A 12,160-nucleotide genomic window follows, 5' to 3' on the forward strand; every position below is an offset into this window, starting at 1 on the left:
TATCCCTCCAAAAAATTAAATGTATATATAATAGTAGCTTTTAGTTTTTATCTTCGTCAAAGCCGATGATAAACAAGGCTACAAAGGCTACGACAAAGGCAATGATACTGCCGATAACCGCATGCATGAAATTGCCGGAGTCTTTACCAATAAAGCCGGTTAAACCTAAAATATTGGAACCAGTCAAATTATACATCTTCACGTTCATAAAGCCCATGTAAAGAGCACCACAGAAACCACCGATGGCTTGAGCGATGAAAGGACGGACGTAAGGCAAAGCAATCCCGTAAATCGTCGGTTCGGTAATTCCCGCAATTTCCAATAGGAAGAAGCTAGAGAAACCGATACTCCGGTTTTCTGCTTTCTTGGACTTAATCGCAAAGGCTAAGGCAATACCGGCCAAAGCCATGGAAGCAGAAGTCCCAGCCACAAAGACGATTTTGTCATACCCTACAGAAGACAAGGTAGCAAAAACCGCCAAGTTCAATGGATGGTGCATCCCGGTCATGATTAGTAGGGCATAGACCGCACCTAACAAGGCAATCCCCCATGGTCCTAAGACTGAGTGCAACCACAAGAAGAAAGTACTGATGAAAGAACCCAAGATGACACCTAATGGGGCCAAGACAACTAAAGACAATGGCAACATAATTAAAACAGTCAGGAAGGGAACCAACATGATTTTCAACATTTCAGGAATCACTTTATTCCAAAAACGTTCCACATAGGACATAATCCAAACAACTAAAATAATCGGAATCACTGAACTAGAATAAGTCATAGGAGTAATTGGTAAGCCGAGGAAATCAAGTGAAGTTCCATTCGTTACGGCTTCGATAAAGCTTGGATGAATCAAGATTGCCCCTAAAAGCATCCCGATTAATGGATTGGCTTTAAACTGCTTGGCACTGGTATAGCCTAGAAAGACTGGCAAGAAATAAAAACCTGCATCGCCGGCAAAGGATAAAACGGTGTACAAACCACTCGTCTCACTAAGTACGCCTAGCATTCCCGGACCCAAGATAATGACGATCATCTTCAATAACCCGGCACAGATAAAGATCGGCAAGACTGGGGTGATACTACCAGTTAGTCCGTTTAAAATCTTTTGGCCAATCGTTTTGGCAGTGAGCTTTTCTTTTGGCTTATCCGCATTATCCGCAGCAGCGTCGACGTCCACCGCTGCTTGTTCGGTAAAGCCGCCGATTTTGCAAAGTTCCGTATAGACTTTTGCGACATTCGGTCCAATGATGACTTGGAATTGTCCCCCGGAGAGTTGCGCCCCGAGTACGCCATCAATTTTTTTGATTTCGTCAATATTTGGTAAGCTATTGTCTTTTAGCAAGAAGCGCAAACGTGTCATGCAGTGAAAGACACTGGCAACATTTTCTTTGCCGCCAACGGCACTTAAAATGGCTGCGGCGCTTTGGTGAAATTTTTGTTCATCTGTCATTTTATATTCTCCTACTTTCTTTTTTATGACCATATTTTCAAAAAACAACTGTAGAGTGGGTTACTATGCGTACGAGAAAGAACCAGGAAAAAGAGGGCTTTCATTTCCGTACAAAATAAGCCAAATCAATAAAAAAACCCAGACGGATGCTGTTGCATCGTTCTGGGTAATGCCTCAAAAAATGAGTAACAATCCGTGGTAATTTAATTTTCCGCGCAAACGCGATTAATGTGCATAATCAAATATAATTTTTCTTCGTCGCTGTATTTCCAGTGGTATTCTTTTTCGAAATAAGCATCGATTTTGTCCACGCATGCGGCGACTTTCGGATATTGCAAGCGCACGGTGGAATAGAGTTCACTGTTGTCACTAAAAATCTGTTGGTCGCGAACTTGACGCTGAATCAAATGCCGTAAATGGGTGATAAAACGAGAGTAATTGAAGCTATCTTTTTTAAAAGTAATCGCTAGCTCCGATTCAATAATGCCGATGACATCTTGAATAATTTTAGTCATCATTAGGGTTAGATGCATATCGCTAGTACGATCTTCTGCATTGATTAGATGCAATGCGATACGATACTGGTTGCCTCTGAAGCTGGTAAAGAAATACCGGTTTTTTTCTTCATCAAGGTCAAGGCCCGTTTGCCGATTGCATACTCTTTGGCGTACATGCTTTCCACATCAAATGAGAGTGGGGCGTAGATTTCCATATTGTTCTTAATACGCTCGTTTGCGAATTTCAAATGATCTGCCAAGGTGATGGGCAAATTTGGATTTAATTCGCTGTTCAGCGTTACCCTGGCTAAATCAACGATATCAGTGGCAACTGCCAAAATGTCTTCAGGGATTTCATTGAACATCTCCACATTGTGTGCAGAAATATCGTAATAGGTTCGTTGAACTTGGCTCATATCGGTTAGCGTGTAAGGCATTTTGGGAAAACCGATACCTTTCCCACAAACGACGATTTCTCGGCCGTTGCTGTCGACACCTAATGCGACGTTGTTATTGATTTTTCGAGTGATTTCCATGGTTTCACCTCACAAAGACGAATTATAGACACAAAAATAGCGCTGCTGCTCCCTTGATGCTGTGCAAGTAATGCCTCAAATGAGTAACAACCCTTATTTACAAGTTATAAAAGTAATGCCTCGCAAGCGAGTAACAACCTTTCGACGGTATTATACTACATAAATTCTAAAAAGACTATCCCGAAGTGGCTGAATTACCAAAAGCTACTTTCGATATTTGTCAAAAAACTGAGTAAAAGGGCTTGATGACAAGGCTAGCGCCTGGTGTTAGCAATAGCTTTTGAGTCAATAAAAACTTATTGTTGAGAAAAAACGCATTTAAAAGTCTGCCCCTGCCATTTGTTTCCGCAAGTAAATTTCGGACAAAAAAGCCCGCCTGGACAAAGTAGGCGGGCTGAAAAGTTGTTTAATAAGGACAGGTGATAGTTTCACCAGCAGGTAAGGACACCAGCGTTTCCCCAATTTGGACTTGGGTGTCTTGAGAAGCTTGTAAAAGAATTGCTTCGTGGTTTACCGTAATCTCAAAATCAATTTGACGCAAGCTCATGCGGTAGCTGATTGCTTGCCATTGGGCAGGGAGGTTAGGGGAAAAGTGGAGTACATCCCCCCGAATATCCATTCCTGCAAAAGTAGTCAAAGGAATATAGAGCGTTGCGGCCATTACTCCGGCGTGGATTCCTTCTGCTGTGGTTCCTCCTTGGATATCTTGGTAGTCAGAGGAGAGCGCTTCTTGGTATAGTTGCCAAGCTAGGTCATTTTCATTGACCATGGCAGCTAGTTGGGCATGAACGACCCGAGATAGAGTGGAACCATGGGAGGTACGGGCTAAGTAGTAATGCAGATTATCGGCCACGTAATTTTCCGGTAAGGCAGCTTGGTAGCCTAAGTCTGTTAGAATCTTTTTCACTTGTGCTGTAGAAAAATTGTAGTAAATCATCAGGCTATCGGCTTGTTTGGCCACTTTGTAGCTATCCGCGGATTTTCCTTCGGCATTTAAAATTCGGTCTAAGCGGTAAATATTGCCGTATTTTTCTCGGTAAGCAGCCCAATCCAAGTCTTGCAAATCAAAGTAACCGTCAAACTGAGCGATGATGCCCTCTTGATTTATTTCTAAGGCTAATTGGTGACGAATTTCTTTCATGGAGGCTAGCTCATCTTGGGTGATACCCGTTTTATCGAGCAGTTCTGTAAAGAGTTCATCGCTTAATTCTTGCTGTAAGTTGGCTAATTCTTCAAAGAGCCAGACCATCATCATGTTGGTGTAGGCATTGTCTTTCAAACCGCCTTTTTCTGCATTTGGATAAGCCTCATGAAATTCGTCTGGACCCATGACGCCGGCAATCGAGTAGCGACCTTGGCTTTCATCCCAGTAGGCCAGACTTTGCCAGAAGTGAGCAATTTCCAACATCATTTCCAGACCGTATTGGGCCATGAAGTCCTGATCTTTGGTATTGTGCCAGTATTGCCAAACGTTGTACGCAATGGCCAAGGACACGTGGCGCTGTAGTCGACTATGGTCTTCTTTCCATTCCCCACTGATTGGATTTAAATGCAGCTCTTGGGATTGCTCGGTACCATCCAGACCAGATTGCCATGGGAACATAGCTCCTTTAAAGCCGGCTTTTGCGGCATCGGCCTTGGCTGCCGGTAAGCGGTGGTATCGGTATAAGAGGATCTGCCGAGCAGTTTCCGGGAAGTGGAGGATATAAAATGGCAGGATGAATAATTCATCCCAAAAAATGTGTCCGCGATAAGCTTCTCCGTGAAGGCCTCGGGCAGTAACAGAGGCATCTAGCTCGTGATTGCCATTCGGTGAAGCGGAGACTAGCATGTGATAAGTATGGAGGTTCAAGAGTTTTTGGCTCATCAAATCTCCCTCAACGCGAATCGCTGCTTTATCCCACAAGTCTTGCCAAACCGAAGTGGACTCAGCCAGTAAGCTAGCAAAATTTGGAAAATCGAGAGCCAGAGGAGCCTGGGTTGCTTCGGCAGCTGTGGCTTGTTCTGCTTGTCGAAATTGTTGCACGCGAACGATTTTTTCCAGTTCGTAGCAGTTTCCGGCTTTTGCGGCGATGGTGAAGGACTGGGAGATTTTGTGATCAGCACATTCCGTGGCACAGCTTGCTTGTTGAAGCACGGTAGAGAAAAGTTGCGCTTCTTGGACTACCGTAATGGCGGAATTTTTTGTAACAGCGACTAAGCGAGTGGCCGTATCTTTTGCAGCAGTTTGGAGAATAGTGACGTGATTTTTTTCCAGACTGCGATACCGGGCCACGTTATAGTTATAAACTTCCCCGTCGGCCTCGGTTACCACTTGGATGTCTCCGCTAAAGTCAATTGGTTGGAAACGATAGCGAATTCCATAAAATTCCCGCCGAGCCATGCTGACCGCTTTTTCACTTTCCAACAAGATTTTTTTGCCACTTTTCAACTCAATCAAACTACTGGAAGTTAATAAGCCATTTCGCAAATTCAACGAGCGCTTTAGTGAGCGCACACGATTATTGGCAATATCGATACGTTCGCCATCTATGATTAGATAAATCTTTTGCATATTTGGTGCATTGACAAAGTCTTCGTTGGCAATCGTGCGGTCTTGAATTTTTGAATAGCCTGTATCATAAAGGCTAGCTAAGTACGTTGCAGGATAATTGGCATCGGAAATCTCCATTTCCGGAGTTGTTCCCCGTAGACCCATAAAACCGTTACCCACCGTCAGTAAAGATTCCACGGAGTATTCGTCTTTTCCAGGACGGTAGCCATAATAATCCAAGCGCCAAGGTAATTCTTGAGCGGCTACGGCAAAATCGGTCAGGGAATTGGTGGTCACGAAGGGCTGGTTTAGCGTTTCTGTGAGCCACTGGGACAATTCATAGGTGCCGTTTGGTCCTTCTAAGAGGCAAGGGGCAGAGGTGCAGATTACCCCGCCGTTAATTTCTTGCTCTGCCAACCAGTTTTTCAGTTGCTTAGCATTTTCTGTAGGTAGTCCTGTGAAACGTTGGCTATTTTGCTCGGAAAGCTCGACCTGCCAGGCTTCTGAGGCGATAGTAATCTTTGCTATATTCATGTTTGCTGCGGAAACGCCGAGGACGTTTCCTGTGCTCCTTTCTGGGAAAACAAGATTTTTCGATACTTGTCTATACAAGCGAGTTGATTATAACCGAGTTGTTTTTAGATTTCAAACTGTTTTTGTGAGGTCGGAGGGAGTAGCCACGATCACCTGAATTTTCGACTTGCATTTTTTTAGGCATTGTGATTTAGTAATAGTGTTTCTGCAGACCTCTTCGAATCGGCAAAAAAATTACTGCTTTTAATCAGCCAAAAATAACCTTTTAATACTTTGATATTTGTTATTTATTTTTGCGGATAAGTATTTTTTTATGCGGCATTTGTGTGATTTGACTAAGAGAAGGCGGAGCTTGAGAGAAAGAAAAATAGGACGAATGACGACTGTAATCGAGTCGATTTGCAATCGTTTGTTGCGAAAAATTAAGGAGTGAACTAGTATGTTTGGCATTTTTAAAAAGAAAAAGACCGAAATTTTTTCTCCCGTGGCAGGAGAAGTAATCAAGATTGAAGAGGTGGCCGATCCAGTTTTTAATCAAAAAATGATGGGGGAAGGTTTTGCAGTAAAGCCAACTAACGGCGAGATTACTGCCCCTGTGAGCGGCGTGATTCAATCCATTTTCCCTACAAAACACGCTCTGATTATCGAAACGGAAAATAAAGTTGGCCTCTTGATTCATGTGGGGATTGATACCGTGGATCTTGAAGGGAAAGGTTTTGAATCCTTTGTTGAAGCTGGACAAAAAGTTGCTGCTAAAGAGCGGCTTTTACAAGTGGATTTAGATGTTCTAAAGGCAAATGGGAAAGACGATGTGGTGATGGTTGTCTTCCCAGAAGAAAAAGATCTCCAATTGAATGTTCAGGTTGGTACAGGGGACAAAAATACCGTTGCTGCTGTGATTGAATGATTTTATATTTGTTATTTTAACCCTTTGGATAGGGCGTAAAAAAGACGGGCATCTCTCAGCTAGAGAGAGTGTCCGTCTTTTGTTTTGCGATTTACTTGTCTTCGGGAGGAAGAATCACGGTAAAGGTTGAGCCAACTTTTGGATGGCTGTCCAAAGTTAAGTGGCCTCCGAGTTTTTCCGTGTAATCTTTTACGATGGCGAGCCCTAGTCCGGTGCCCCCGGAATTACGAGCCCGGGCTTTGTCCACCCGATAAAAGCGTTCGAAGATTCGTTTCTGGTCTTCTTGGTCGATACCGATGCCGTGATCGCTGACTTGGATTTCCAATTGACCATCGGGCCGAATCTGGGAGCGGAGGATCACTTGACTATTTTCGGGGGAATATTGTAAGGCATTTTCCACCAGATTTTTTACGATGGGGTAAAAGAGTTCTCGCACCGTTCGCCAATTGATCGGCTGAGGCATCTCGATTTTTAAGTCTAGCTGTTTTTCCTGTAAGAGGTGTTGGAAACTTTGGCTTAATTGCTGGTACAAAGCTGTAAGATCCAATTCTTGCCATTCGTAAGTTTGCGCCTCGTCGGTTTTGGATAGCTGGATGATTTCTTGAATCAAGCGCTCCAGGCGATGAGCGTCTTTTTCCATAATGGTCAAAAATTCCCGAGTGATGGTGGGGTCTTCCATGGCACCGTCCAGTAATGTTTCCGTAAAGCCAATCAAAGAGGTCACTGGAGTTTTCAGCTCATGAGAAACATTGCCCACGAAATCTTTTTGCATCTTTTCCAATTGACGCACCCGGCTTAAATCATAAGAGATACCCAAAAGTTGTTTTTGCTCCACAAAGAGATGCAAGTTTAAGTCCAAAACCCGCTTATTGGGAATCTTCAATTGAAATTCCTCATGGAGCACTGGTGTTGTAGGAGTTACACGATAAATCGCTTGGATCAGCCCTGGATCGCGAATGACGCTAGCCAGATTTTCCGGCAATGTCAACTCTTGGGGGAGCCCTAACTGCTGCTTCATGGCAGGGTTGATCATCAGGAGTTGATGATTTTCATCCAATAAAAAGACCCCAATCATCAGCTCGTCTAGCAATGTGTGTAGCTGACTTTCTGTGGCGGTGTAAGCCTGATAGGTTTCCGAAAGCTGTTCACTCAGCTGGTTGACGGTTTGGTAGAGCTCTTGCCACTGAGGAGAAGTCTGCAAAATCAATTCTGTTTTTTCCGGTTGAGCGACCATCTTTTTGAGCACCGGCAGGATTTTTTCCATGGGGCGATTTTTTTGCCGAAGAAAATGCAACACCACCAGTGTGATTAACAGGCACAAGAGACTGTATACGAGAAAAATCGAGCGCCGAACTTGGGCGGCAGAGTTGAGAAAATTCGCTGTGGGTTCCGCAATGCGAAGGATCCCATTGATTTTTTGATCTTGGATGATGGGTGTCGCCACATAAAGTAGCTCTTTTTTTAAAGTAGCACTGTGGCGCAGGGCGACTCCTAGTTTACCCCCTTGAAGGATCGTCTTAATCTCCGGCCGGTTACTGCGGGTGCCGGTGAGACTAGCGTCTGTGGTATCGGCCACAATGGCGCCGCCGGCATCTAAAATCGTAATCCTTTCTTCGGAGTTTGCCACGTATTGCTGGCTCACTTGGGCTAGTTCGGCCAACGAATCATCTTTGGTAACATTCAATAAAAGAGCGGCCTTTTTTTCTAAATAGTCTTGTTGTTGGCTGACCACTTGGTTGTGATAAAAACCGGCAATCAACTGCCAAGCGCCAATGAAAATCACCAAAAGCACGGCTAGCCAGCCCAGGTATTCTCCTAGTTGTTTCTTCATACTTTTGGCCTTTGAAATTTATAGCCAAAGCCTCGGACGGTGACCAAATACTGAGGATTTTTTGGATCAGTTTCGATTTTTTCCCGCAAATGGGAGACATGGACATCCACGATGCGGCTTTGACCGGCGAAGTCGTAGTTCCAAATACGATCTAATAAGGTATCCCGGTCAATGACCCGGTCTTTGCGCTTCATAAAGTAGACCAACAGCTCGAATTCTTTCGGGGTTAAAAAAATTGGCGTGCCTTTGACGGTGACTTGAAAATTAGTTAAGTCTGCGATGATGTCGCCAATTTGCAACAACGCTGGGGCTTCCTCAATGGGGGCCTCAGTCACGGCTTCTGTTCCTTGTCGCGGTTCCATACGCCGGAAGATGGCCTTCATGCGGGCTAAGACTTCCCGAGGACTAAAGGGCTTAGTCAAATAGTCGTCCGCCCCGATTTCCAAGCCTAAAATTCGGTCGATGGTGTCGTCTTTGGCCGTAAGGAGCAAAATCGGTGTCTGAACCTTTTCTTGTCGCAGACGTTTGGTGATTTCCATGCCATCCAAGCGGGGTAACATAATATCTAAAATCAAAAAATCAAAGGACTCATTTAAGGCCAGTTCGTAGCCGACAAGTCCGTCGTTGGCACTGGTAACGTGATAGCCTTCTTTTTCTAAATTAAAGGTCAAGAGGGTCACGATGGATGGTTCGTCATCCACAATCAATACTTTTTTCATCCCTACCTCCTGTGAAACAGGCCGTCTAAGCGACCCTTTTTCCTCTAAGCGTGGGCTTGAGGTTGGCTTCATTTTAGCATAGAAATCCGTCGGGAGACTATTGTGGCAGTTAAAAAAATGCTATAATATCAAGTGATTGTTTTGCTTGGAAAGGAAGTGGTGGCATGCTAGGCATTAGTGCTTGTTTAGGTGGCGTCTTTTGTCGTTACGATGGCGGCACGCAACCTGTGGAACAACTGGTGACTTGGGTCAAAGAAGGCAAAGCTGTGATGATTTGCCCTGAAGTCTTAGGCGGTCTGCCAACACCGAGACCTCCTGCCGAGATTCAAGGGGGCGACGGCTTTGATGTCTGGGCTGGGCGTGCCCGGGTGGTCAACACAGAGGGTGTAGATGTCACAAAAGCGTATCAAAAAGGGGCCATTAAAGCCTTTGAAGCGTTGCAAGAACAAGGTATCACCCAAGTCATCTTAAAAGAGCGCAGTCCTTCTTGTGGCAGTCACTTAATCTATGACGGAACGTTTTCCGGGATAAAAGAAGCCGGTGTCGGCGTGGCCACGGCCTACTTTTTAAAACAAGGTCTTAAAGTCTATTCAGAAGAAAACTGGCAAGAAATGGAGGACCTGTGATGGAAATCGAAAAAACCAATCGCATGAATGCGTTGTTTGAGTTTTATTCCACTTTACTAACGGAAAAACAGATGAATTATATGGAGCTGTATTACGCAGATGATTTTTCCTTAGGGGAGATTGCCGAGGAGTTTCAGGTGAGTCGGCAAGCGGTCTATGATAATATAAAAAGGACCGAGAAAATCTTGGAAGATTACGAGCGGAAATTGCATTTACTGTCGGATTACATCGTCAGAGAAGAGGTCTTAACCGATCTTAGTCAATATATCGCCGAGTATTATCCGAAAGACGAAGCATTGCCCCGTTTTGTGGCGCAAATACAAGAAATCGATGAATAGAGGAATGAGAAAATGGCATTTGAAAGTTTAACAGAACGTCTGCAACAGGCCATGGGCAAGCTGCGGAAAAAAGGCAAAGTCACCGAGGCTGATGTCAAAGAAATGATGCGGGAAATCCGCCTGGCTTTACTAGAAGCCGACGTCAACTTACAAGTGGTGAAAGAATTCACCAAAAGTGTCCGGGAGCGGGCGGTAGGGACAGAGGTCCTGGAATCCTTGTCACCAGCCCAACAAATCGTAAAAATCGTCAATGAAGAATTGACCAAAACCTTAGGGGAAGAAACCGTGGGCATCACCAAGTCCCCGAAAATCCCAACGGTTATCATGATGGTCGGGCTCCAAGGGGCCGGGAAAACCACCTTTGCCGGGAAATTGGCCAACTACTTAAAGAAAAATGAAAATGCTCGGCCGCTAATGATCGCAGGAGACGTCTATCGTCCGGCGGCCATTGACCAATTGAAAGTCTTAGGCCAACAGTTGGACGTGCCGGTCTTTGAAATGGGTACCGAAGTCAGTCCCGTGGAAATCGTCCGTCAAGGGATGGAACTGGCCCGGGAAAAGAAAAACGACTATGTCTTAATCGATACTGCCGGTCGTTTGCACATTGATGAAGTCTTGATGACCGAATTAAAGGAAATCAAGGAAATCGCCGAACCAAATGAAATCCTCTTAGTTGTGGATGCCATGACCGGGCAAGATGCGGTGAACGTGGCGGACAGCTTTAACCAACAGTTGGGCATTACCGGAGTCGTGATTACCAAATTAGACGGGGATACCCGAGGCGGGGCGGCTTTGTCCATTCGCCAAGTGACGGGAGCACCGATTAAATTTACCGGTACTGGGGAAAAATTGACGGATTTAGAAGTCTTCCACCCAGACCGCATGGCGAGCCGGATTTTGGGCATGGGGGATATGATGACCCTCATCGAAAAAGCCCAACAGGAATACGATGAGAAACAAGCGGAAGAACTCGCTCGGAAGATGAAGGAAAACTCCTTTGACTTTAACGACTTTATCGAACAAATGGACCAAGTAAATAACATGGGACCGATTGAAGACTTGATCAAGATGATTCCGGGGATGAGCCAAATTCCGGGAATTGAAAATGTCAAAGTCGATCCGAAACAAATCGCCCGGCAAAAAGCGATTGTCTTGTCCATGACCAAAGCCGAGCGGGAAAATCCCGACTTGCTGAACCCGAGCCGTCGTCGGCGGATTGCTGCGGGTTCCGGGAACTCCGTGGTGGAAGTCAACCGTTTCATCAAGCAGTTTAAAGAAAGCCAAAAGATGATGCAGCAAATGTCCAAAGGCAGCATGCCTGCGGGAATGGATCAAATGTTTGGCACCGGAGTCAAAGGCAAGCTCGGCAAGATGGCCATGAATCGCATGGTGAAAAAGAACAAGAAAAAGAAGAAAAAGCGCAAATAAGCTTTAAAAAATAACGATTGACTCTTGCATCTGAGAGAGCAAATAAATCCCAGCAGTGGCGCTAAGACCCTGAGCGATTTATTTGCCCCTTTTGTGAGAGTCTTTTTTCACCTCCAATGCGGTTCTTCCAAGCCGGCACTTACACTAGCCCGCTATTCATTCATAAGACGAACCCTTCTAACTTGCCCCTCTCAGTCGTTGTGCTAGAATAGAGTTAGTAAAAGTGAAGGCGCTTAATTTTTTAGGGAGTGACAGAGATGAAGTTGTGGCGGGGAGTCAATGTCTATTGGACGGTAGTTTTTATCGGGTTGGTGATTTTGGTGAATCGTTGGGAGTTTTCACCAGCGAGTCACGGGGTTCACGTCTCCAAAATGCTGGCCTACGGAATCTTAGCCATCGGGGCGGTTTTGATTTTATTCATTCAGTTAGCTTGGCGCTATTATCTAGCAGGCAAAGCCAAAGACCAAGCACTGGAAAAAAGAAAGCAGCAGACTAATCCGAAAGAGTTAGCAAAATTTTAATGCTTTCTCAGTTGTCAAAAAAAGCAGAACATGCTACTCTAATTACACAATCATATGAAATGAGGGATCATCCATTGAAAAACTAAACCAATTTGTTGAAGCTGCATTCAGACTGAGGACTATCCAAGGAATCAGTGTGCAGATTTTCAGAATTGGCGGAGTTTTCAATGGTGCAAGTCCCATTTGATGGGCCTCTTTGGCTACTCACGTCTTTTCTGAAAAGTAGAAAAGGCGTTT

At 44.8% G+C, this 12,160-nt stretch carries 11 protein-coding genes; 5 read left to right on the forward strand and 6 right to left on the reverse strand.

Features of this window, described 5'->3' with window-relative positions:
• Positions 1-40: 40 nt before the first annotated feature.
• The 4 genes from I579_RS07455 to I579_RS07465 form a co-directional block, all read right to left on the reverse strand.
• A complete protein-coding gene (locus tag I579_RS07455) occupies positions 41-1,453 on the reverse strand; it encodes a PTS transporter subunit EIIC (RefSeq protein WP_010754226.1) in 1,413 nt (470 codons plus the stop codon).
• Between the two features lie 203 nt (positions 1,454-1,656).
• Positions 1,657-1,971 (reverse strand): PRD domain-containing protein, encoded by a 315-nt coding sequence (locus I579_RS12550; RefSeq protein ID WP_051117367.1) that lies wholly within the window; start codon positions 1,969-1,971, stop codon positions 1,657-1,659.
• Positions 1,972-2,012: 41 nt separating this feature from the next.
• A complete protein-coding gene (locus tag I579_RS12555; RefSeq protein WP_010754224.1) occupies positions 2,013-2,486 on the reverse strand; it encodes a PRD domain-containing protein in 474 nt (157 codons plus the stop codon).
• 406 nt (positions 2,487-2,892) lie between these two features.
• Entirely contained in the window at positions 2,893-5,553 is a 2,661-nt protein-coding gene (locus I579_RS07465; RefSeq protein ID WP_010754223.1) for a glycoside hydrolase family 65 protein, read from the reverse strand.
• 439 nt (positions 5,554-5,992) lie between these two features.
• Between I579_RS07465 and I579_RS07470 the strand changes: the two genes are divergently transcribed.
• Positions 5,993-6,460, forward strand: coding sequence for a PTS sugar transporter subunit IIA (locus tag I579_RS07470; protein WP_010754222.1), 468 nt, complete (start codon positions 5,993-5,995; stop codon positions 6,458-6,460).
• Between the two features lie 91 nt (positions 6,461-6,551).
• Here I579_RS07470 and I579_RS07475 read toward each other — a convergent pair whose 3' ends face one another.
• The gene (locus I579_RS07475; RefSeq protein WP_010754221.1) at positions 6,552-8,291 is read right to left on the reverse strand and encodes a sensor histidine kinase; all 1,740 of its coding nucleotides are present in this window, start codon (positions 8,289-8,291) and stop codon (positions 6,552-6,554) included.
• The gene (locus I579_RS07480; protein ID WP_010754220.1) at positions 8,288-9,010 is read right to left on the reverse strand and encodes a response regulator transcription factor; all 723 of its coding nucleotides are present in this window, start codon (positions 9,008-9,010) and stop codon (positions 8,288-8,290) included. The genes I579_RS07475 and I579_RS07480 overlap by 4 nt, the downstream gene beginning before the upstream one ends.
• A 164-nt stretch (positions 9,011-9,174) precedes the next feature.
• Here I579_RS07480 and I579_RS07485 point away from each other — a divergent pair, with 164 nt between their 5' ends.
• The 4 genes from I579_RS07485 to I579_RS07500 all read left to right on the forward strand — a co-directional run bounded on the left by I579_RS07485 (position 9,175) and on the right by I579_RS07500 (position 11,923).
• A complete protein-coding gene (locus tag I579_RS07485) occupies positions 9,175-9,636 on the forward strand; it encodes a 2-thiouracil desulfurase family protein (RefSeq protein WP_010754219.1) in 462 nt (153 codons plus the stop codon).
• A complete protein-coding gene (locus tag I579_RS07490) occupies positions 9,636-9,974 on the forward strand; it encodes a putative DNA-binding protein (protein WP_010754218.1) in 339 nt (112 codons plus the stop codon). Before I579_RS07485 ends, I579_RS07490 begins: the two co-directional genes overlap by 1 nt.
• Before the next feature lie 12 nt (positions 9,975-9,986).
• Positions 9,987-11,402 carry a signal recognition particle protein gene (ffh, locus tag I579_RS07495; RefSeq protein WP_010754217.1) on the forward strand — a complete coding sequence of 472 codons (1,416 nt, stop codon included), beginning with the start codon at positions 9,987-9,989 and terminating at the stop codon, positions 11,400-11,402.
• Between the two features lie 257 nt (positions 11,403-11,659).
• Positions 11,660-11,923 carry a hypothetical protein gene (locus I579_RS07500; RefSeq protein WP_010754216.1) on the forward strand — a complete coding sequence of 88 codons (264 nt, stop codon included), beginning with the start codon at positions 11,660-11,662 and terminating at the stop codon, positions 11,921-11,923.
• Positions 11,924-12,160 lie beyond the last annotated feature (237 nt).

The sequence above is a fragment of the Enterococcus asini ATCC 700915 genome, from assembly GCF_000407365.1.
Taxonomy (GTDB): Bacteria; Bacillota; Bacilli; order Lactobacillales; family Enterococcaceae; genus Enterococcus_C; species Enterococcus_C asini.

What these genes read in the sequence shown, in the direction of transcription:
- I579_RS07455 (WP_010754226.1), bottom strand. Translation starts at nt 1,453, where the DNA reads ATGACAGATGAACAAAAATTTCACCAAAGCGCCGCAGCCATTTTAAGT.
- I579_RS12550 (WP_051117367.1), bottom strand. Translation starts at nt 1,971, where the DNA reads ATGATGACTAAAATTATTCAAGATGTCATCGGCATTATTGAATCGGAG.
- I579_RS12555 (WP_010754224.1), bottom strand. Translation starts at nt 2,486, where the DNA reads ATGGAAATCACTCGAAAAATCAATAACAACGTCGCATTAGGTGTCGAC.
- I579_RS07465 (WP_010754223.1), bottom strand. Translation starts at nt 5,553, where the DNA reads ATGAATATAGCAAAGATTACTATCGCCTCAGAAGCCTGGCAGGTCGAG.
- I579_RS07470 (WP_010754222.1), top strand. Translation starts at nt 5,993, where the DNA reads ATGTTTGGCATTTTTAAAAAGAAAAAGACCGAAATTTTTTCTCCCGTG.
- I579_RS07475 (WP_010754221.1), bottom strand. Translation starts at nt 8,291, where the DNA reads ATGAAGAAACAACTAGGAGAATACCTGGGCTGGCTAGCCGTGCTTTTG.
- I579_RS07480 (WP_010754220.1), bottom strand. Translation starts at nt 9,010, where the DNA reads ATGAAAAAAGTATTGATTGTGGATGACGAACCATCCATCGTGACCCTC.
- I579_RS07485 (WP_010754219.1), top strand. Translation starts at nt 9,175, where the DNA reads ATGCTAGGCATTAGTGCTTGTTTAGGTGGCGTCTTTTGTCGTTACGAT.
- I579_RS07490 (WP_010754218.1), top strand. Translation starts at nt 9,636, where the DNA reads ATGGAAATCGAAAAAACCAATCGCATGAATGCGTTGTTTGAGTTTTAT.
- ffh (WP_010754217.1), top strand. Translation starts at nt 9,987, where the DNA reads ATGGCATTTGAAAGTTTAACAGAACGTCTGCAACAGGCCATGGGCAAG.
- I579_RS07500 (WP_010754216.1), top strand. Translation starts at nt 11,660, where the DNA reads ATGAAGTTGTGGCGGGGAGTCAATGTCTATTGGACGGTAGTTTTTATC.